The 20,744-nt window shown below is 66.0% G+C and carries 15 protein-coding genes; 8 read left to right on the top strand and 7 right to left on the bottom strand.

The annotated features are described in order from the left end of the window. The first annotated feature begins 6 nt into the window (after positions 1-6). The 4 genes from OV287_RS40440 (at position 7) to OV287_RS40425 (ending at position 8,000) form a co-directional block, all read left to right on the top strand. Positions 7-1,950, top strand: a complete 1,944-nt coding sequence (locus OV287_RS40440) for a phage tail protein (protein ID WP_267539370.1) — start codon at positions 7-9, stop codon at positions 1,948-1,950. A gap of 9 nt (positions 1,951-1,959) precedes the next feature. Beyond that, positions 1,960-5,040, top strand: a complete 3,081-nt coding sequence (locus OV287_RS40435; RefSeq protein WP_267539369.1) for a DUF6603 domain-containing protein — start codon at positions 1,960-1,962, stop codon at positions 5,038-5,040. Positions 5,041-5,045: 5 nt separating this feature from the next. Next, the gene (locus tag OV287_RS40430) at positions 5,046-7,028 is read left to right on the top strand and encodes a hypothetical protein (protein ID WP_267539368.1); all 1,983 of its coding nucleotides are present in this window, start codon (positions 5,046-5,048) and stop codon (positions 7,026-7,028) included. 174 nt (positions 7,029-7,202) lie between these two features. Further along, positions 7,203-8,000, top strand: coding sequence for a hypothetical protein (locus tag OV287_RS40425; protein ID WP_267539367.1), 798 nt, complete (start codon positions 7,203-7,205; stop codon positions 7,998-8,000). Positions 8,001-8,035: 35 nt separating this feature from the next. Here the strand turns inward: OV287_RS40425 and OV287_RS40420 are convergent, their stop codons facing one another. Next, a complete protein-coding gene (locus tag OV287_RS40420) occupies positions 8,036-8,461 on the bottom strand; it encodes a VOC family protein (RefSeq protein WP_267539366.1) in 426 nt (141 codons plus the stop codon). Between the two features lie 149 nt (positions 8,462-8,610). On the opposite strand from OV287_RS40420, the gene OV287_RS40415 reads away from it, so the two are divergent. Continuing rightward, positions 8,611-9,159: a transposase gene (locus tag OV287_RS40415; protein ID WP_308809776.1), complete on the top strand. Its 549-nt coding sequence runs from the start codon at positions 8,611-8,613 to the stop codon at positions 9,157-9,159. Between the two features lie 403 nt (positions 9,160-9,562). After that, positions 9,563-12,616, top strand: coding sequence for an RCC1 domain-containing protein (locus OV287_RS40410; RefSeq protein ID WP_267539365.1), 3,054 nt, complete (start codon positions 9,563-9,565; stop codon positions 12,614-12,616). A gap of 141 nt (positions 12,617-12,757) precedes the next feature. On the opposite strand, the gene OV287_RS40405 is transcribed toward OV287_RS40410, so the two are convergent. Together OV287_RS40405 and OV287_RS40400 are read right to left on the bottom strand one after the other, a co-directional pair. After that, positions 12,758-13,057 carry a hypothetical protein gene (locus OV287_RS40405; protein ID WP_267539364.1) on the bottom strand — a complete coding sequence of 100 codons (300 nt, stop codon included), beginning with the start codon at positions 13,055-13,057 and terminating at the stop codon, positions 12,758-12,760. Next, positions 13,054-13,506 (bottom strand): hypothetical protein, encoded by a 453-nt coding sequence (locus OV287_RS40400; RefSeq protein WP_267539363.1) that lies wholly within the window; start codon positions 13,504-13,506, stop codon positions 13,054-13,056. The genes OV287_RS40405 and OV287_RS40400 overlap by 4 nt, the downstream gene beginning before the upstream one ends. Positions 13,507-13,641: 135 nt before the next feature. On the opposite strand from OV287_RS40400, the gene OV287_RS40395 reads away from it, so the two are divergent. Beyond that, complete coding sequence (locus OV287_RS40395; protein WP_267539362.1) at positions 13,642-14,082, top strand: VOC family protein; 441 nt, start codon at positions 13,642-13,644, stop codon at positions 14,080-14,082. 60 nt (positions 14,083-14,142) lie between these two features. On the opposite strand, the gene OV287_RS40390 is transcribed toward OV287_RS40395, so the two are convergent. The 4 genes from OV287_RS40390 to OV287_RS40375 form a co-directional block, all read right to left on the bottom strand. Then, complete coding sequence (locus OV287_RS40390) at positions 14,143-15,075, bottom strand: LysR family transcriptional regulator (protein ID WP_267539361.1); 933 nt, start codon at positions 15,073-15,075, stop codon at positions 14,143-14,145. Between the two features lie 905 nt (positions 15,076-15,980). Continuing rightward, on the bottom strand, positions 15,981-17,750 hold the full coding sequence (locus tag OV287_RS40385) for a caspase family protein (RefSeq protein WP_267539360.1): 1,770 nt from the start codon (positions 17,748-17,750) through the stop codon (positions 15,981-15,983). Between the two features lie 198 nt (positions 17,751-17,948). Beyond that, complete coding sequence (locus OV287_RS40380; protein ID WP_267539359.1) at positions 17,949-18,470, bottom strand: transposase zinc-binding domain-containing protein; 522 nt, start codon at positions 18,468-18,470, stop codon at positions 17,949-17,951. 689 nt (positions 18,471-19,159) lie between these two features. Next, positions 19,160-19,792 (bottom strand): DUF6151 family protein, encoded by a 633-nt coding sequence (locus OV287_RS40375; protein ID WP_267539358.1) that lies wholly within the window; start codon positions 19,790-19,792, stop codon positions 19,160-19,162. A gap of 170 nt (positions 19,793-19,962) precedes the next feature. Between OV287_RS40375 and OV287_RS40370 the strand changes: the two genes are divergently transcribed. Beyond that, a complete protein-coding gene (locus OV287_RS40370) occupies positions 19,963-20,736 on the top strand; it encodes an SDR family NAD(P)-dependent oxidoreductase (RefSeq protein ID WP_267539357.1) in 774 nt (257 codons plus the stop codon). Positions 20,737-20,744: the final 8 nt, after the last annotated feature.

Below are 20,744 nucleotides of genomic sequence, written 5' to 3'. Positions count from 1 at the left end.
GGCCCCATGGCGGATACGACTCCGAAGAAGAAGCCGTTTGGTTTTGAAGTCAACTACGAGCTGTTCGACGCGCGGGGAGAGCGCCTGCGCGACGTGCTGCTCATCGAGAACCCGGGTTCCAGCCAGGCGCTGCGGCTGAGCATCGTCAATGCCCTGGTGCAGGAGAAGGAAACCATCACCCTGCACCGCATCAACGAGGTGACCTCGGGCCGGTATCACTTCCGGCTGCGCTTTCCGGCCAGCACCCTGACGCCCCGCGAGGTGAGCACGGTGGGAGCGGACTGGGGGGCGCTGCGCGCGGGCAACTCGGATGGCACCACGGACGTCTTCCTGGCGTGGCGCAGCCCCGACGTGACAATCGAGCCGGGAGAGTCCTTGACGGCGGAGTTGTATGGCGTGTCCGCGCTGCCCTCCGTGGGCGCTCAGGTGGTGATGGAGCTCAAGTGGCCCTCGCCAGACACTGAGGTGCAGACCACCACGGCCCTGTCCATCGTGACGCCGACCGGGCCGGGACAGCCCGGGGACTATGAGTTGGAGGCCCAGCATCCGCTCGGTGTCCGCAACCGCCGGGGCAAGCCGGACTGCCCCCTGCGCGCGGGCTTCGTGGGTGCCAACCAGGTGCTCAACGTGGACAACGAACAGGGCACGCTGCGCTTGCGGCTGTCCAACGAGGCTCCCTCGGGCATTGCCAATGGCACGCTGCGCTTCGTGTACGACGCGAACGAGCCCACGCGCACGTCCCGGCTGGTGGTGGCCCTGCCCGTGGGCACGGTGGCGGACGCGCCGTGGGCCCTGGGCACCGAGCAGCAGGTCAAGGACATCACCTTCTCCACCCTGGCCAACTGGAACCGCTCGGCCGCCACGCTCAGCGCGGATGGGGCCTGGATGGAGTGGACGTTCACGCCCACGAAGGAGGTGACGCTCGCGCCCCGGGCGTTCCTGGAGCTGCAACTGGGCAAGCTGGTGACGCTGCATCCCAATGGCCCGACGCAACTGCTGGTGCGCTACGAGAACGTGCCTGGCTTCTGGGATGGCGAGCGGGTGTGTGTCATCGAGAAGGCGCCCCTGGTGTTTGGCCAGAAGGTGGACGCGAGCCACGACTATTCGGGCCGCGTGGGTATTGGTCATGCGAACCCCACGGCCCGGCTCTATCTGCAAGGCGGGCACCTGCGCCTGCACAAAGACGCGGAGCTCCAGAACGAGGGGCCACTCGTCGTCCGCTCGGACGCGGACAACAGCGGCGACAGCTTGGTGGCTCGGTTCTTCAAGAAGGACGAGACCGATTCCTTGATGTCACTGAGCGCTACAGGGGTCTTGAGCACCAAGGGCGACCTGATTTCTGGAGGCCGCCTGATGCTCACGCTCGGCGTGATGGCCGGAGGCCATCTGGTCGCCAGTGGGGATCTCCAAATAGGGGGCCGGGCGAAAGACAAGACTGGCTGGCTCGTGCCCGTGGGCACCATTGTCGCGTACGCAGGGCCCAACATTCCCGAGGGCTGGTTTCGCTGTGACGGCTCCACCAAGAGCAAGGAGGACTACGGGGACCTGTACGCGGCCATCGGGGATACCTACAAGGGCTCGTCCACGCCTCCGTCCGGACAGTTCTATATCCCCTCGCTGCTGGCCCGAGTGCCGATGGGGGCCCATGTCATGTCACCCCACAACTACCCGCTGGGCACGCAGGGTGGCGAGTTCACTCACACGCTGACCATCAACGAGATGCCGGTGCACGACCATTTCGTGGATGACCCGGGACACTCCCATGGCATGACCACCACGAACGCTGAGGGGAGTGGCGACCTGCAACCCAACCGGGATGCATCCAAGGGGCACGTTACACATATGACGCACTCCGCCACGACGGGGGTCACGCTGCGGACCAATGGCGGAGGCCAGCCGCACAACAACCTGCAGCCCTACACGACCGTCAACTTCATCATCAAATACTGACAGGGCGCCATGGCCAATCTCGATATCACTATCGATCCGAACACGATCCAGAGCGTACGCGATGTCATCTTCGCGCTGGAGCGCACCTTCCAGGTGAGCTTCCTCCCGGAGTTCCTCAGGACGCTGGATGACACGCTTCCCCTGCAGAGCGTCACGTTCACCGCCAACACGGAGAAGCAGCAGTACGAGTTCGCCGTGGAGTTCGGCATCAAGATCGGCGAGGAGGGCCAGGGCGAGGACGCCGAGTCCAAGCACCTCATCCTGGGCCTCTCCATGGTCCTCAAGCCGGATCAGGCCTCGGGGAAGTTCCCCCACGCCGCCCAGTACGGCGCCAAGGTGGAGGTCCCCGTCGACTGGGGGGGGATCAATGGCTTCATCTTCGAGGGCCAGTTCACCGAGAAGATGGGCAGCACGCTCGCGCTCCAATGCAACCTGGTGGAGGAGCAGGCGCTGCCCCTCGCCTCGCTCGTGGGCGGGGTGGCCCCGGCCCTCGGACTGGCCATCCCCGAGGAGCTGTCCATCCCCATCCGGCAGAACTTCCTGCTGGTCCTCATGGGGCAGGTGGCGAGCAAGCGCCCCCGGCTCCTGATGGGCGGCGGCTTGAGCGCCGGGGTGGACCTGGGCCAACTGCCCCTGGTGGGGCTCTACTTCACCTCGGGCCAGACGGCCGCGAACGTGACCGTGGACCTGCTCGTGGCCACCGCCCACTTCACCAAGGACGAGGTCAAGGGCATCAACGGGGTGCTGGAGGAGATGAGCTCCCCCCTGCGCATCCGCTCCTCCAGCGCCGCGGTGCAGGAGCTGGAGTTCGGTGCCTACCTCGTCGCGTACGCGGCCATCGGGGGGATGGTGCGCTCCTGGTACACGCCCCTCAAGCGGCGGCGCACCGGCACGGGCGTGCGCTCCGTGCGCGGGCTCGTCCCGAGGCAGCTGCCGCGCGCCGTGGGGGACGACATCCCCATCACCCTCGCCGACAACGGCGCCTGGCTCACCGTGCAGCGCGCCGTGGGGCCCGTGCACTTCGAGAAGCTGGGGCTCGTCTACAAGGACGGCGCCGTGCAGTTCGTGCCGGAGATCGTCCTGTCCGTGGGGGACCTGAAGCTGTCGCTCACCGGGGTGGCCGTGCGCCTGCCCCTGCCGAGCGGCACCACGCAACTGCTGCTGGAGGGCTTCGGGCTCGAGTACGAGAACGCCACGCTGCGTATCGCCGGCGCCTTCCTGCGCAAGAAGCGTGACGGCTACGAGGAGTACGCCGGCATGGCCGCGCTGCAGATGGGCGTGAAGGGCCAGACGCTCGGCCTGGCGGCCATCGGCGCGTATGCCGTTCCCAACAACGGCCAGCCGTCGCTGTTCCTCTACGCCACGCTGGACTACCCGCTCGGCGGCCCGCCCTTCTTCTTCGTCACCGGCCTGGCCGCGGGCTTCGGCTACAACCGCGCCTTCACCGCGCCCGCGCTGGAGAACGTGCAGGAGTTCCCCCTCGTCAAGCAGGCCGTGGAGGGCACGGGGAAATGGGACTCGGACAGCGCCACCGAGACCGTCGCCTCGCAGCTCGACGCGCTCACCCGCTACCTGAAGATCCAACCGGACACGGGCTTCCTGACGCTCGGGGTGAAGTTCACCTCGTTCAAGATGCTGGATGGCTTCGCGCTCATGTACGCGGCCATCGGCAAGAGCTTCGAGCTGGGGCTCCTGGGGCTCGCGCGCCTGACAGTGCCCTTCTCCAAGCCCGGCTCGGCCGCGAAGGATCCGCTCGTGTTCGTGGAGCTGGCGCTGCAGGCGCGCTTCGCTCCAGCGGAGGGCGTGGTCATGGTGCGCGGGCAGCTCACGCCCGCGTCCTACCTGCTGGGCAGGTCGTGCAGGCTCACGGGCGGCTTCGCGTTCGCCACGTGGTTCGCCGGCCCCCACGCGGGCGACTTCGTGCTGTCTCAAGGTGGCTACCATCCGTCCTTCAAGAAGCCCTCGCACTACCCGGACGTGCCCCGGGTGGGCTTCCACTGGCAGGTGGACAGCAAGATCTCCATCAGCGGCGAGTCCTACTTCACGCTGTGCGCCCACGCCGTCATGGCGGGCGGCTACCTCAAGGCGAGCTACGAGAGTGGCTCGGCCTGGGCGTCCTTCACCATGGGCGCCGACTTCCTCATCAGCTGGCGGCCGTATGCCTATGACATCCGTCTGTATGTGAGCTTCAAGGCGGGCCTGGGCTGTCTCAAGGGCAGCATCGGCGCGGACCTGCACATCTGGGGGCCGTCGTTCGGCGGCAAGGCGCAGCTGGATTTCTGGCTGTTCAGCGTGACGGTGAAGTTCGGCAACCAGTCGGGCGTAGCCCCCGTGCCCATCCTCTGGGACGAGTTCCGCTCGTCCTTCCTGCCCGAGGACCGGGAGATTGTCAGCGCCGCCGTCTCCGAGGGCCTCTTGCGCCAGTACCGCTCTCCCCAGGGCGACGAGATATGGATCGTCAACCCCAAGGAGTTCTCGCTGGTGACGGACTCGGTCATCCCGAGCAAGAAGGCCGTCTACGTGCCGTCCGGAAAAGAGCTGACGGGCAACCAGGACATGGGCGTGGCGCCCATGGCCATGGAGACGAACCAGTTGGAGAGCGAGCACCGCGTGTCCATCAAGTACAAGGGCACGGAGGTGGTGGCCAACAAGTTCACGGTCCAGGAGGAAAAGCGCAAGGTGCCCGAGGCCCTGTGGGGTCCTCCCAAGACACAGACCGTGGGCGGACAGAAGCGGCTGCGCTTTCCCGACGTCAACGCGCGCTCCTTCGTGGAGAACACGCTCGCGGGCCTGCGGCTCGAGCCCGCGCCCGTGCCCAACCCGGCGGACACGAAGGACCTGCCCGTGGAGCTCTTGCGCTACGAGACCACGGCGATGCCAGACGCCTACGCCTGGCAGTCGCTGCCCGCCTTCCGAGCCCGGGTCCTCGAGGACGACGCGCGCCGTGACGCCATCCGCCAATCCATCGCCAGCAACCCCGCGCGCGACGCGCTGCTCTCGTCGTTGGGCTTCACGCCCGCCGAGCACGTCACCCTGCGCGCCGATGTCGCCGATCTCTTCGTTTTCGCCCCCCAGGTGAAGGAAGCCTGACACCCATGAAGACCTCCTCTTTGGACCTCCGGTCGAACCTCCGCTCGCCGAGCCGCGATGCGAAGATTGAGTTCCTCCAGTACGAGCAGCCTCCGCTCGAGAGCGGGGTGTATGACGTCACGGTGTCGCAGACGGTGAAGGTGGACGGGCAGTTGCGCGCCGTCCCGCCCCGCACGCTCACCTTCGCGGTGCTCGGCGAGCGCTTCGGTCCGCTCGCGCCCGAGGACATCGCCGCGGTGTTCCCGCCCGATGGCAGCGTGGGCGAGCACTCCAACGTGCTGCCCCATATCTCCCTGCGCCGCAGCACGCTGCCCTGGGAGCGCCTGCCGGGCTCCAGGGACGAGAACCTGTCCTGGCTCGCGCTGCTGCTGTTTCGCGACTCGGACTTCGCGGGACAGCCGGAGCGCTCGAAGCTGCTCAAGGTCCAGAGCGTGACCCTGGGACAGCTCGAGTCCCCTCCGGCCGGCGCGGGGCGCTTCCCCTCCTTCGACTTGGATCCGGGCCAGAGCACGGAGGACGTGGTCACGGTCATCGACGTGCGGCGCGACCTGCTCGAGTCCCTGCTGCCGACGGCCGCGGAGCTGGCCCTGCTCGCCCACGCGCGCCAGCGCAAGACAGCCGGGGGAGAGCCGGAAGGCGACGCCCAGTCCACGGTCCTCTGCAACCGCCTGCCCGAGGTGGGCGCCGACAGCACCGTGCACCTGGTGTCCCTGGAGGGGCGCTACAAGGACGGCGCCTTCGACTTCCAGGGGGCGGGCTCCACGGACTTCATCCGGCTGGTGAGCCTGACGAGCTGGTCCTTTCACAGCGTGGATCCGGCCCAGGGCTTCAGCGCGCTGCTCAAGCGCCTCAACCGCGAGCCGAGCTCCCTGCGCGCGCCCGCACCCGCCACGGCCTCGAGCGCGGCCCAGGCCTGGCTCGCCCAGGGCCACGTGCCCGTGACCCACGCCCTGCGGGAAGGGGACAAGACGGTGTCCTTCTACCGGGGGCCACTCATCCCGGGGGCTCCGCCGGACGCGCCCAAGCTGCCGGCGCGCAGCGCGGACGAGCTGCTGCGCTACGATCCCACCACGGGCCTGTTGGATGTCTCCTATGCGTCGGCCTGGGAGATGGGGCGGCTCCTGACCCTGGCCAACACCCGCGTGGCGCTCGAGCTGTACAACTGGAAGCGGAAGATCGCCCAGGAAGACAACGCGCAGGCCCAGCGCTCGGTGAAGGGGCTGCCCACCCGGCGGCGGCGGCTGGCGGCGCGCACGTTGGACGAGGGCCTGCCCGAGGCGACGGCGGCCTGGTTCAATGGCCTGTCGGTGCTCTCCGGCCTGCCCTTCAACTACGTCATCCCGGACGAGCGGCTCCTGCCCACCGAGTCCCTGCGCTTCTTCTGGTTGGACCCGGTCTGGGTGGAGTGCCTGAAGGATGGGGCACTGAGCGTGGGCCGGGTGACGGAGGCGGACTTCGTGAGAGACCAGGGCTTGCGCTCGCGGATGGCGGCCCTGAGCGGCGGGCGCGTGGTGACGGGCTTCGTGATGCGCTCGAGCGTGGTGTCCGGCTGGCCGGATCTGCTCGTGGAGGCCTACAGCGAGCGTGTCCAGGACGAGGACTTCCTCCCCACCGACAAGCAGACGCTCACGCCCCTGCGCATCGAGAAGCTGTCCAAGGACGTGCTCATCGGGCTGTTCGAGGGCGAGCTCAAGACGCTGGACGTGCACCAGAAGCCCGAGGGCATGCACTTCGGATTGGATGCCCAGCAGGACAGCGACTCCTCCACCTACAGCAAGAACCTGAGGGACCTGGAGTCGGGCGCGGGCAGCGAGGAGCTGATCATCGACGCCGTGCCCTGGCGCGATGGGGAGAAGGGCCTGGTGGACGTGGTGGGACTGGCCGAGGCGATGCGCGGCAAGCTGGGCCAGACGGCCTTCTCTGCCGCGCCCTTCGCCCTGCAGATGATCGAGGGCGTGCAGAAGGTGCGCTTCGTGTCCAAGGGGTAGGGAAGGGCTCGCGAGGGCGTGTCAGGAGAGAACGCCCTCGCGGGTCGGGCCGGGAGTGCACCTGAGGGGTAGGGCGCTCCAGATGCACCGTGCAATGCCTGGATCGACGGCTCGGCTCCATGCGAACAAGAGTCTCGGATCTCCGGTTGGCGGGGAGGTCAGCGAGGAGCACGCATGGACGACGAGAAGAAGTCGGGGAGGAGCTGGGAGGAGCGGACGCAGTTGGGGCCCTATCAGCTCGAAGAGCAGATGCCGCAGTCGGCTCACAGCCAGGGGGAGCTCTACCGGGCCAGACATGAGGAGAGCGGGGCCACGGCCCTGGTGTTCAAGCCCGCCGCCGAGGAGGACGTGGCCCTGATGAAGGACTGGCGGGTGCGCATCATCTCCTCGATCGCACCGAGCTACATCGCCCTGGAGGTGGAGGACTCTCAGTGGGCCGTGGCCCCTGACAAGCACTCGGCGGATGCGTTGGTGTTCCTGTTCGAGGGGGTTCGCGAGGGAGTACGGCGCATGGCCCGCGCCTTCGACACCTACGAGCCTCCCATCCGGTGGCGCCTGGGTCTGGGGTTGGCGGGCGCCGCCGTGGTGTGCGCCCTGTTCTTCGCATGGGAGCATCGGGCCTCCGTGTCCCAGACACCGGATGACCCGGAGCTCGTGGCGAGCACCCCGCCAGCGACCATTAATCACGAGATGCCCACGATGGGGTGGGACCCGGACCAGCCCACTCATGGGGGGCTCGTGGACACCGCGGATGCAGGGGGGGTCGTGCTCGCCCGTCCGCTGCCGCGCGAGCCCTTCAAGGGGCAGAAGCGCCCCCCCTGCACCCGCTACGCCGAGGTCGAACTGGTCGGCGCCTGCTGGTTGCCTCACGAGCTCAAGGCTCCGTGCCCGGACGTGCTCTACGAGTACCAGGGCAAGTGCTACTCGCCCGCCTTCAGCGCGAAACCACCGCCCCAGTCGCTCGGGCAGTGAGTGGGGCGGGCGCCTTCAGAAGTAGGTCGAACGCTTCAGCGGAGCTGCTCGGCCAGCGCGACGATGATGCCCTCAGGGCCGCGGACGTAACAGAGCCGATAGCGGTCCTCGTACTGCGCCACCTCGCCGACGAGTTCGGCGCCATGGGCGCGCAGGCGGGCAATGACGTCCTCGATGTCTTCGACGGCGAACATGATGCGACGTATGCCCAGCGTGTTCGCCGGTGCGTTTTTCGGCTCAGCGGTGACCGCCGTCGGCCTGTGGAACTTCGTCAGCTCGAGCCGGCTGTGGCCGTCCGGGGTCCGCATCATTGCGATGTCGACTCGGACGTCGTCGAGCCCGACGACGCGGTCCACCCAACGTCCCTCGACAGCCGCCTCGCCCTCCAGCTCCAGACCCAGTTCGATAAAGAAAGCGATCGCAGCTGCGAGGTCGTCGACAACAATGCCGACGTTGTCCATCCGCCGAATCGTCATGTCCCCGAGCATAGGATAGGAAGCTCTCGACTATCTAGCTCGAGCCGATAGGAGAGCTACACGCTGTAGAAGCAGGTGACTCCGCACTTCCACTCGCCGGTGCCGAGCGGCGTCTTCGTGCCGGGGGGGGCGGCGTGCGCTTGGATGCGTTGCCACCGCCCACGCAAGGAGCGGTGGAGCGGTTGCCGAGGGTGGTGCGTCACCGGGTCTTCTCCCTGCATGCCAATACGCACCTCCATGCCAATGACAGGCAGGGGCTGGAGCGGCTGTGTCACTATGGGGCGCGTGGCGCGCTGGCGCTGGAGCGCCTGTCGCGAATGGAGGATGGCCGCCTGGAGTACCGGATGAAGCGCCCGCTGCCGGACAGCACCACGTACCTCTTCTTCACCGGGCTTACGCTCCACCGTCGTCTGGCGTCGCTGGTGCCCCTGTGCCTCGGACAAACCTCACAAGGTTCCACGGCGTCTTTGCTCCAGGCGCGCAACTGCGGCCATTTCTGCTCCCTCAAGAGGGGGAGGCGCCGGGGCTGGAGGAGGAGAGCCCGGCCCAGGCTGCGACGGAGGAGTCGAGGAAGGAGCGCACGGCGCGATGGGATTGGGCGGGGCTGTTGCGCCGGACGTTCGCGCTGGATGTCTTGGCCTGCTCAGGGTGTGAAGTCAACAGGAGGGTGCTGGCATACCTGAGGGCGCTCGGTGGGGTGAGCGCCATTGTGGAGCACCTGGCATTGCCTGCGCGGCCTGCTCGGGTGGCCCCAGCGCAGGGGCCACCCCAGAGCGCGTGGTAGTGAACTCCAAGCACCCACAGAGACCTGAAAGCCCACGCCCCTGCGGCCTGCCGCCTGGCTGGGCCGCTTGGGCCGGCGTGTGCTCCAAGGGGCGGCTCGGACTCTGCTCCGGCCCGGTGCGCCGCCCTTGCGGCACCCTCCAGCAGTCCTTCTCCTCCTTTCTGTACTCGCCCGCCGCCCTCAACTGGGCTCCTATCCGTCCTATACTTCGACCAGAACGTGCCAATATCGTCTTCCCATCCATCTGCGCTAGGGCTGGGAGTCGTTGACAGCGAAGCACACCCAATAGGAGGCCAATCGCAATGAAGATTTCCGCCTTGCTTCTCGCCGTGTGTCATCTGCTTGTGATCGCCACGGCAGGTTGCAAAAAACAGGACCCTGTGGCGCTTGGTAGCTCTGCGTCAGAAGCACAACATTCTCCTTCCAGCAGCGTCAGGACCTACAGTCCTCGAGACGAAGCGACCGCAGGCGGCTACGTGGATGCCTCTGGGCATGAACACCTGGTTCCCATCCGTGTGAGCACCGCTTCCAGGGCCGCGATGAACTACCCTGGCTGCGGTGATGACTACATTGACAACCACAGCATCTCCTACAAAGGCTACTCCCTTGATTACACAACCTGCAGCTCGGGATCGCCGCAGCCCAGCGCCATCCACGTTCGCTGGACGCACGACATACCCTCCGACATTGCTCTTGATGTCACGTCCAGCGGCAGCACCGCGAAGCTGAAATTCGACAGCGGCGCGTACCAGACCATTGCGCCGATCTCCGTGAGGCCGATCGGGACGTATACGCACCCTGGATCGGGCATCGCGATGACCAGGTATCAGGTCGAGTATGCAGTCAACATGGGCAGCGTGAACTATTGCGCCACCTCCAACTTCACCTCCAGCTACCGCCTTGCTACAGATTGCGACGAAGTACCCGTGGTGTTTCCGACGACAAAGACTGACTCCCTATCACCCAACACCTACAAAGTCCACCCCTACATTGCAAAGGTTTCTTCTGGCTCGAGAGCATTCACTGTGTCCCCAGGAACGCTTCCCTGCTCTGGCTGCCACGACCCTGCGCTGGGAGACAGCCCTGAGCACCTGTTTGAGTACCGAAAGAAAGGCACCACTACTTGGACTGTGATTCAACGCACGAACCTGTCCAACTTCAGAGTCCCTGTCCCCAGTGCTGGTATCTACGAGTACCGGTCGAAAGGCAAGCTGACCATTGGTGGGGCATATTCCGATTACACTGAGATCCAGACGGTTACAGTGTCGGACTATGCAGAGGTTGTGGCGGGTGTTGACTACTCCCTGGCCCTACGCCCGGACGGCACTGTCTGGGCCTCGGGTAGTGGGCCACTTGGAGATGGTTCTTCTGGAGTAAACCGGTTCATCCCGGTGCAGGTGCAGGGGTTGAGCGAAATCGTGACCGTGGCCGCTGGTGGTTCCCACGCGCTGGCGGTGCGTTCCGACGGCACGGTCTGGTCTTGGGGAGAGAACTATGACGGGCAATTGGGAGATGGGACCTACATCGCTCAAAAAACACCGGTGCAGGTGCACGGATTGAGCGGGGTCGTGGCTGTGTCCGCTGGCTTTTACCACTCGCTGGCGTTGCGTTCTGACGGCACCGTCTGGTCTTGGGGAGAGAACCATGACGGGCGATTGGGAGATGGGACCAACAACACACACAATACACCGGTGCAAGTACTGGGGCTGAGCGGCGTAGTGGCTGTGTCCACTGGCTTCTACCACTCGCTGGCATTGCGCTCCGATGGCACCCTATTCGCGTGGGGCAATAATGATTTCGGCCAGTTGGGGGATGGCAGTACCACCGACCGTTTCTTGCCGGTTCAGGTCCAAGCGCCGAGCGAGATCAAAACCATGGATGGAGGCCTATCGCACTCCCTGGCAGTCCTCTCAGACGGCACGGTGTTGGCCTGGGGTCGCAACGCCCAGGGCCAACTGGGCAATGGCTCCACGACAGACAGCTTGCTGCCGCAACACGTGCAGGGATTAAGTGCTGTGACGGCCGTGTCTGCTGGCCTTTTCGACCACTCGCTGGCGGTGCACTCCAACGGCACCGTGTCGGCCTGGGGCGAGAACAACAATGGCCAGGTAGGGGATGGCTCTATGATCAATCGCCTCACACCGGTGCAAGTACAAGGGCTGACCAGCGCGGTTGCCGTTTCGGCTGGTGGATCACACTCGCTGGCGTTGCTCTCCGACGGAACCGCTTGGGCCTGGGGCTCGAATTCCGTCGGACAACGCGCGGACGGGAGCTTCAGGGAACAACCTGTCCCAATGCAGCTTGATGGACTGAGCAACGTGGTGGCCGTAGCCGCGGGTGGTTACCATTCGCTGGCATTGCGCTCTGACGGCACAGTCTGGGGCTGGGGACAGAATAATCACGGCCAGTTGGGGAATGGCACCACCTCAGAAATCTCCACGCTCGTACAGGTGCAAGGACTGAACAACGTGATCGCCATAGCTACCGGTCCTCTCCACTCGCTGGCGGTACACTCCAACGGTACTGTTTGGGCTTGGGGAAATAACTCTTGCGGGCAGTTGGGCGATGGCACCACGAGCAGTAGGCTTACGCCTGTGCAAGTGCAAGGGCTGAGCGACGCAAAGGCTGTGGCCGCAGGTCATCTACATTCGCTAGTGCGACTCTCCGATGGCTATATCAAGGCCTGGGGCTACAATTTTTTCGGGCAGTTGGGTGATGGGACCATTACGTCGAGGTCCATGCCCGGGTATGCGGTGAACTGGGTGTGGCAGTCAGTTGCCATAGCCGCAGGTGACAATCACTCCATGGCCATAGGGCTGCACGACGGCAACGCCTGGACCTGGGGTGATAACAGCGTCGGCCAAATGGGCGGGAGCGGCGACGACAAGTACCGATATGCAATGCCGGTACAAGACATGAGCGGCGTAGTGGCCGTAGCCGCAGGTGGCCTCCACTCGCTGGTGCTCCGCAATGACGGGTCCGTGTGGGCCTGGGGCGCCAATAGCAAAGGCCAATTGGGCGACGGCACGAACAGCACACGTTATTGGCCTGTGCAAATGCAGGGACTGAGCGACGCGATGACTGTGGCCGCTGGTGGCGAGCAATCGGCGGCAGTGCGGACCAACGGAACCTTCTGGACCTGGGGAGGGAGCCGCGTCATCGGCCAGCAATCCAACACTACTCCAATTCAAGCTGGCACGCTGGACAACGGGCGGAGTGTGGCCGTTGGCTACGAACACTTTGTAGGCTTGCGATGGGATGGCACCGTTTGGGTCTGGGGGGATAACTCCTACGGTCAACTCGGGAGTGGACTGCCGACGGGCGTCTTGACGGCGACTCGCTCCCAATTGCTCTGAAACACACCGGCAACCCACGTCTGCGAACACCGCCTCGTCGAAAGCGAGATTGAAGCGCGACGGCGCAGTCCAGGCCTTGCTGCGGCCCCTGATGGAGGGACCTGACCACTCCATCAGGGGCTGATGCACAGATGCACACCATCACACCGGATGCGAGCGGATGATGGGCAGGTCTCGCACGCGAGTGCCGGTGAGCGGACACAAGGAGTTGGCGATGGCAGGAGCCACCAGGGATACTCCCGACTCGCTGATGCCACAAGGAGCCTCGTCGCTTTGGATGATGTCGACGTGGATGCACCGGGGCGCCTCGGCCATCCGTACCAGCCGGATGTCGCGGAAGTTCGACTGCTGGATCGCGCCGTCCTTCATGGTGATGGCGCCATAGAGCGCCAGACTCACCCCGAAGATGACCGAGCCCTCCATCCGTCGAGAGGGAGTCAAAGAATTTGAGCAATACGACCGGGCACGAAACGCGGAGGGAAGGAGAAGAGGGGAAAGGGAGCTGAGAAATCCCCCAGCCTCCACCGAGTTGCCGCCTCGCGGAACGCTGCGACGAAGACATGGTACAGCTCGCGCAGTTGCTTCAACGCCTGGCGCGAGGAGGCCTGCCCCAACGGTCGCGGGCTGCGCTCGAGGTGCTCGGGCCGGGTAGGCGGGTGCTGAGAGCGCACGGCCTGTGCGCCCATGACAGGCGTGCCCCGCGTTCGGGCCTCAGCTTCCACCTGCTCCACAAGTCCCCGCACCACGCCTTGCCGCTCCTCCACCCCCAGTCCTTCCCAGCATGGCAGTGGAGCCACCTCCAACCAACCTACCTTCGTGGAGAGGTTGGCGCGCAGGTACTGCATGAAGTCCGAGAGCGCCGTCCCCCGAGCCCCCGGGCGTCGAGCCACTCCTGGTGGGACTGCTCACTGAGCGGCTAGAGGGGAGGATTGCGTTGAACGCAATCGTATGATGCCTGTGTTGCACTGTACGCCATGCCAGCACGAGCGCAGAGTGGCTCCCGTCACGAACGAGGGAGACACCCCATGGCACTTGAAATCCTGGAGCTTCATCATCACGGCGTTTGCATGCACCCGAGCCTCACGGAACCGATGCGCGAGTTCTACGAAGGCGTGCTGGGTCTCTCATCGGATGCGGGTCGCCCCCGAATCCCTGGCATCCCGGGCCACTTCATGGATGTGCCCGGTGATACCCAGATACACCTCTTGGGAAAGGAGGGACCCTCGATGTATGCCCAGGGGCCGGGGAGGGATCCGGTCGACACGCATGTTGCCCTGGCTGTCGCGGATGTCGCCGGGGCGGAGCGGGAGCTGCTCCGCTTGAAGGTCGATTACTGGAAGCAGTCCTCCGTGGCGGCGCCTCAGCTCATGCAGCTCTTCTTCCGAGACCCGGCCGGGAACCTGATCGAGCTCCACCAGGCCAGCCATTGTCGGTGCAAGAGGAGCGACCGCGAGCGTGCCGCGTGACGCACATTGGGTTTCAGTGCGTCCACATCGCGACGTCCAGTCCGTTACCCATGGGCACCCTCACGGCGAGATACGGGCTGCGTTCGACTTCCGGCGGCCCTCCCTTCCGCACACGCGGCGAACGCACTCCCTGAGCCAGCGATGCCCGCCGTCCGCGTCGAACCGTGGATGCCAGGCTTGGGAGATGGCGACCGTAGGCAAGGTCGAGGGCATGGGAAGTGTCTTCAAGCCGAGCGCCTCGCGAGCACGTTCCGAGCACCGCTCCGGAACCGTCGCGATCATGTCCGACCCGGCAACGACGACCAGCGTGGCCTGCATGGACGGAAGTGCCAATGCGACCGTACGTGTGATGCCCATGTTCGAGAGGACCTCGTCCAACGGACCGCGCAGCTTGCCCCGGCGTGAGGTGGAGATGTGCGGATGATCGGCGAGCCGCTCGAACGAGTAGCGTCCCCGGAGGATCGGATGGCCGCCCCGCACCACGGCGACATACCGGTCGTGGAACAGGGTCTGGACTCGCACCTCGGGACCCATTGCGCCAATGACCCCCAGGTCGAGATCCACCTGGCCGTCGCGGAGTGCTCCGACGTCTTCGTCGCCCTCCGGGACGAAGCGCGTTACGACACGCGGGGCCTCTTGTTGAAACAACCGGGTGAGAGACTCGGCGAACATCCCGGCGAGCCCATCACCCGACCGGAGCGTGAAGACGCGGTCGAGCGTTGCGGGCTCCAGCTCGCCGCCCGGTCGAAGCAGTCCCGCGGCCTGCTCCACGACCTCGTGCACGCGGCCCCGCAACGCCAGGGCGTGGGGGGTCGGGACGAGCTTGCGCCCCGCGCGCACGAGGATCGGATCTCCCACGGCCTCGCGGATCCGTGCCAGGGTCCGGCTCATCGCGGGGGCGCTGAGATTCATCCGCCGGGCCGCTCCGGTCACGCTGCCCGCCTGGAGGAGTGCATCCAGCGCGGTGAGCAGGTTCAAGTCGATGGGTTGCATGGAGCGCAACTCTATCGCCTGAGCGAACACGCCAGCAGCATCATCGACGTATAGGAAGGACAGGATCCCTGTAGGGGGTAGCGGGCGGGAGCAGAGAGGGAGGAGAGGAGCGCTGACGGGTACCCCATGAGGAGCACGCCGGGCCCGGAGAGGGTGTCAAAGAATTTGAGCAATACGACCGGGCACGAAACGCGGAGGGAAGGAGAAGAGGGGAAAGGGAGCTGAGAAATCCCCCAGCCGCCACCGAGCTGCCGCCTCGCGGAACGCCGCGACGAAGACACGGTACTGCTCGCGCAGTTGCTTCAACGCCTGGAGCGAGGAGGCATGCCCCAACGGTCGCGGGCTGCGCTTGAGGTGCTCGGGCCGGGTATTGCGGGTGCTGAGAGCGCACGGCCCGTGCTCCCATGACAGGAGTGCCCCGCTTGAAACATTCTCAGCGGCCAGCCCATCCCCTATCCCTCCTACGCTCCGCGAGGGCGATGCACCGCGCAGGCCAACCGCAAGTCCCCAGAAACACGTGGAGGCCGGGAGCGTCACCTGTCCACGCCGAGTCTCGTTTGGACTCGAGTCCCGCGTTTCGAGTTCTTTGACACCGATTCCGGCCCGGCCCAATCCACTCGTGGCGTCCGCTCCTTCTTCGGCTCCGCCTTCACTGTTGCCTCAGGCGATGGGCTCGCCTCTTGTGGCTTCGGCTCTGCCCCCGCTGGGGGGAGCGGTGCTCGTCACCTCATGCCTTGAACTCGACGTCAACCTCCGCCTCCACGGGCCGCGGCGAGGTCTTACGTAGCATCGGTGCCCGAGCTCCTCCTCTCGGGCCCTCTCGCATCTGACCGGGTAGTATTAGCCGTGCGCCGGCTGCCGACAGCGGTCGCACCCGACCGCAGTCGGACAGTTCCCCTCGCTGCTCAGAGTTCTTCGCTCGTGAGCGGGCGCGGCCCCGGAACGACCGTGGAACCGGGGCGACTCCCGTTCGCCGTGGAACCCGGGCGACTCCCGCTCGCCGTGGAAACCGAGCGACTCCCGTCCGCGTTGCGGACCATCATTCGCACCTCCACGCGCCCGCCCTGGAACGGCGCAACCCCGACGTGCAGGCGGAAGTGACCGACGCTCGCATCGTCGGAGAGCCAGCCGTTGAAGTAAACGTTGCCAAACCCTGGCGGGTTCGTGTGCACGATCACGGACTCGCGAACCGTGCCAACGGGGAGGTTCCAGTAGATGTCCTCCTCCAGACGTATCCCGGAGAACCATCCGCTGTAGTTCCGCACCCAGGGTTCGCCCGCTTGCTCGTAGGGCTCGCCCAGGCCTCGAGTCGCAAGGCCACGCCCCCCAGGGGTGGTGATGGGAACGAACGCGCCGGGCGCAAACCACGACATCACGAGGGTCACGCCATTGCCGCGATCCAGGCTCCTCAGCAACTGCGTCGCAGCGGCAACGAAGAAGGAGGCCGCCATCATGTATGGCGCCGCTGGGCCGGTCATAGGTCCGATTGCGGCGACAAAGGCACTTGCCGGGTCGGCAGCGCTCGTGAATCGGAGGAGATCCTCATGGCTGATTTCGATTTGGAGGCCCCACCACTGGGTGCGAACGATGGGGGCCCCCGTCACGGCGCGCTGTGCGGCGGATGATGCTTGGCGGGGAGCCTCCGTCGGGCCCCCCACGAACGAACCGCCGCCGTTGCCCGCGGGATGCACGCCGGATTCCGCGCCGGGCAAGTCCAACGCTGGAAAGCGCCGCTTCAGCTCGGCGAGAACTTCTGGCATCATCTCTTCGCCGGATTCCTGCGTGCTCATCATACAGCCTCCTGTCGTTGTTTTGTCCGCCACCGGTGTGGTAGTCGAGACGGTGAATGGCCGCTCTTTCTCGAAGTCAGACACTCCCCCACCGTAGGTGAGGTAGCCTGGGCTCTGTGTCGGGGGCATGGCCTGCCCGATGCGTTGCCAGAACGCGCGGTGGCTCCCGCGAAACTGCCCACCGCTCCAGACATCCTTAAGCTTGCTGGTGAATAGACCGTTGCCCTCTCCGTCAGCCGATAGCTGGTCGTCCTGGCACCCTGAGAGCTGGATCACCGCCGCACGGACCAGTTCTCGAGGATTCGGGGGTGTCCCTCGGGTGAGCATCCGGTATTGACCCGCATGCTGGCTCCACACCCGCTGCCCGAACCCCGGCTCGCTGGGGGTACGGAAGACGCTGGTCGTGCCCGCATACTGCGAGGCCAGCGGGCTCGCTTCCGCAAGCTCGCGGTACACTGCCTCCCGCGCAATCGAGCCGCTATGACAACTGTCCGAGATGAACAGGACGCGCACGCCGCCGGAGAAGGCCGCCAGCGCGGCATACAGCTCGTCGTCCAGCAGCATTCGGTCGAACAAGACCCAGGTCTCGTCGAGCGCGTCGGCCTCGTCGCCACTCACGTCCGGTACCTGGGCACCATGCCCCGCGTAGGTAATCAAGAACGTGTCGCCGGCGCGCAGCTCGCGCGCCGCGTCGTTGATCGCCGCGAGGACACTTGGCGCGGTGGCCTCGGCGTCGAGGAAAACCCGCGAACGGAAACCGGTGGCGTGCGCGATGGCCCTCATGTCGAGCGCATCGTTGTGGCAGCCACCCAGTAGGAGCGGGCTGCCATAGTGTGTGGAGTCGACTGCATTCAATCCCAGGTGGAGCGATATGCCGTTGGGCATGACGAACCCTCCAGCTGAAAACTGACAACGCCCTTTCCTAGAGCACACTGGGACGCTGATGCCAGGCGAGTGTTTCCTAGAGTCGAGTTTCGCAGTTTCGAGTCGCCTGAAGGAGCGAGCGGCGGATGCGCTGGTGGGCTGAGTAGCCCGCGCTCTCGGTGGCGCCTTCCAGCTTACCTGAAGATGGCGCAGGCGGGCTCATCTGCTGGGCGGAGGCGATGGCCGACGTGTTTCGTCGACACCCTTGGAGCCTCGAAGCAACCGGTGGACGGGGCTGACGAGATTCCTGGCGTATAGGCGGAATGGGGGCCCTGTTGCTGGGAGGCGGGCTGGAGCAAGGAGGCGGAGGAGGACGGTGAGAACCTCCGAGAGCAGTCCCACGTCCTTGAGCAGCACCCACCGCACCCGGTGCGGAAAGAACAGCGTCCACTGTCGGTAGGGCACATGCGGCAGCACCCGCTCCACCAGGTGCGCCGCCGTCACATGCGCCCGCTTCGCGTTGCAGGACGGGCACCCCCCGCGTCCCTTGCAGGAGAAGGCGACGAGAAGCTCGTCCTTGCAACTCTCACAGCGCACCCGCGCGAAGCCGTGCGCCAGCACACCGCATTCCAGGCACCTGGCGAAGTCCCGCTCCACATACCGGGGCAGGCCTCTCCCCACCTCGCTCGCCTCGATCATCAGGACGCAAACGACAAAAACGGCCGGAGAGGGGGACTGCATGCTCGATGGTGACGTCCTCCCCCAGCACGATGACCCGCTCGACGAGCAAGCGGACGAGCCGTTGGCGCCCGGCGAAGTCGAGTGCCTCCAAGCCGTCCCGGATGGCTGCGGCGAAGGCCTCGAGATCGTCCCCCAGCCGCTCCATACGTGCACCCTCGGCGTGTTGCGCCTCCAAGTGCTCGACTCGCGCGCGCGTGGCCTGGAGCCCCGGAGAGGGTGTCAAAGAATTTGAGCAATACGACCGGGCACGAAACGCGGAGGGAAGGAGAAGAGGGGAAAGGGAGCTGAGAAATCCCCCAGCCGCCACCGAGCTGCCGCCTCGCGGAACGCCGCGACGAAGACACGGTACTGCTCGCGCAGTTGCTTCAACGCCTGGAGCGAGGAGGCATGCCCCAACGGTCGAGGGCTGCGCTCGAGGTGCTCGGGCCGGGTATTGCGGGTGCTGAGAGCGCACGGCCCGTGCTCCCATGACAGGAGTGCCCCGCTTGAAACATTCTCAGCGGCCAGCCCATCCCCTATCCCTCCTACGCTCCGCGAGGGCGATGCACCGCGCAGGCCAACCGCAAGTCCCCAGAAACACGTGGAGGCCGGGAGCGTCACCTGCCCACGCCGAGTCTCGTTTGGACTCGAGTCCCGCGTTTCGAGTTCTTTGACACCGATTCCGGGTTCTTTGACACCGATTCCGGCGGTCACGCGCGAGCGGGACGCGGGCCACACAGCGAGCGTAGCGCGTCACGCTCGGCCGTGGACAGCACCGTGACGGGGTACTTCGGATTGCCGCTCGCGCGGTCGAAGAACGGATGTGGCCACGCCTTGCCGCGGAGCTTCCAGCCGAGCAACTTGCGGATCGTACGCGCGAGCAGGCGCACGTTCGGCTTCACCGACCCGGGCGGCGGATTGCCGATCGCGAACTTGCCGAGGATCCCACCGCGCGGCGCGCCGAAGACCTCGTCACACCGGGGGGCGTTCGGCGCCTGCTGGAACAGTTCGGTGACGATCCCGACGAACGGGAGCTGCGGCGACACCGTGTTGCCGAGCGGCGTCTTGCAGCAGCTCGCGTACCAGCGATAGAGGCCCTTGGGCGTGAGGCGCACGGCGGTGACGAGTTCGGTGCCACGATCGAACGAGAGCGTCGATGGCGCGACCTGCACGATATCCGAGCCGCCGTGCTCGTCGAGCAGCTCGGCGCGGCCGAGATGGTGCAGGAATGCCTGACAGTCGTCGCAGTAGCAGACGACGCGGTTCACCGAGTCTGGTGCCGCATCGCGCAGCCAGCCGTGTATCTTTCCGCAACGACACTGGAGTTCGACGTCTCTAGACATGGGACCCCCGCATACCACCTTTTGACGCGCGCTCGGATAAGCGGTGAAGGGCTGCTGACGGGTGCCGCCGAGCTGTGCGCCAGGCTGGTGGACAGGCCGTGCACCTGAACTAGGTTCCGCGCTGTCGACCGGTGGCGGGTGCACCCGTCGACCTCGAGAGGGAGCACATCATGAATCGGTTGCAGAACAAGGTTGCGATCATCACCGGCGGCGGCAGTGGCATCGGAGCGGCGACGGCCGCGCTCTTCGTCCAGGAGGGCGCCCGGGTGGTGGTGGTGGGCCGAAACGAGGAGAAGCTTCGCAAGACGGTGCAGGCGATCAACCACGAGAACATCAGCTACACCGTGGCGGATGTCTCCCAGGTCGAGGACACCCAGCGCTACCTCCGTGAGGCGGTGGCGCGCCATGGAGGGCTCGACCTTCTGGTGAGCAACGCGGGCATCCAGGGGGAGTTCCACCCCATCTCCGACATCTCCGTGGAGTCCTTCGACTCGGTGATGGCCATCAACGTGCGCGGTACGTGGCTGGCCATCAAGTACGCGTTCCCCGAACTGCAGAAGCGCGGCGGTGGGAGCATCATCCTCACCTCCTCGGCGGGAGGCCTCGGTGGGATGGGGGTCTCCTCGCCGTACGTGGCCAGCAAGCACGCCGTCGTGGGGATCGCGCGCGCGGCCGCGATCGACGGCGCGCCCCACCGCATCCGGGTCAACGCGGTGTGCCCTGGCCCCGTCGACAACGACATGATGGCCAATGTGGAGCGGACCCTGGGGGCCGGCAAAGAGGCCGAGATCCGGGCCTGGGTCGCTGGGCGTGTGCCCCTCAAGCGCTTCGCCTCCAACGAGGAGGTCGCCCGGGTGAACCTCTTCCTCGCCAGCGATGACAGCAGTTACTGCACCGGTGGTGCCTACACCGTGGACGGTGGCTGGTCCTCCAGCCTGCCCTGATCAGCGCG

The sequence above is a fragment of the Archangium lansingense genome (genome assembly GCF_026626635.1).
Lineage (GTDB): Bacteria > Myxococcota > Myxococcia > Myxococcales > Myxococcaceae > Archangium > Archangium lansingense.
Note: the sequence above shows the minus strand (reverse complement) of the source record. Positions and strands in the feature narration are given on the sequence as shown.

Excerpts from the sequence above, each read along its gene's own strand:
- OV287_RS40440 (WP_267539370.1), top strand. The coding sequence starts at position 7 with ATGGCGGATACGACTCCGAAGAAGAAGCCGTTTGGTTTTGAAGTCAAC.
- OV287_RS40435 (WP_267539369.1), top strand. The coding sequence starts at position 1,960 with ATGGCCAATCTCGATATCACTATCGATCCGAACACGATCCAGAGCGTA.
- OV287_RS40430 (WP_267539368.1), top strand. The coding sequence starts at position 5,046 with ATGAAGACCTCCTCTTTGGACCTCCGGTCGAACCTCCGCTCGCCGAGC.
- OV287_RS40425 (WP_267539367.1), top strand. The coding sequence starts at position 7,203 with ATGGACGACGAGAAGAAGTCGGGGAGGAGCTGGGAGGAGCGGACGCAG.
- OV287_RS40420 (WP_267539366.1), bottom strand. The coding sequence starts at position 8,461 with ATGGACAACGTCGGCATTGTTGTCGACGACCTCGCAGCTGCGATCGCT.
- OV287_RS40410 (WP_267539365.1), top strand. The coding sequence starts at position 9,563 with ATGAAGATTTCCGCCTTGCTTCTCGCCGTGTGTCATCTGCTTGTGATC.
- OV287_RS40395 (WP_267539362.1), top strand. The coding sequence starts at position 13,642 with ATGGCACTTGAAATCCTGGAGCTTCATCATCACGGCGTTTGCATGCAC.
- OV287_RS40390 (WP_267539361.1), bottom strand. The coding sequence starts at position 15,075 with ATGCAACCCATCGACTTGAACCTGCTCACCGCGCTGGATGCACTCCTC.
- OV287_RS40385 (WP_267539360.1), bottom strand. The coding sequence starts at position 17,750 with ATGCCCAACGGCATATCGCTCCACCTGGGATTGAATGCAGTCGACTCC.
- OV287_RS40380 (WP_267539359.1), bottom strand. The coding sequence starts at position 18,470 with ATGCAGTCCCCCTCTCCGGCCGTTTTTGTCGTTTGCGTCCTGATGATC.
- OV287_RS40375 (WP_267539358.1), bottom strand. The coding sequence starts at position 19,792 with ATGTCTAGAGACGTCGAACTCCAGTGTCGTTGCGGAAAGATACACGGC.
- OV287_RS40370 (WP_267539357.1), top strand. The coding sequence starts at position 19,963 with ATGAATCGGTTGCAGAACAAGGTTGCGATCATCACCGGCGGCGGCAGT.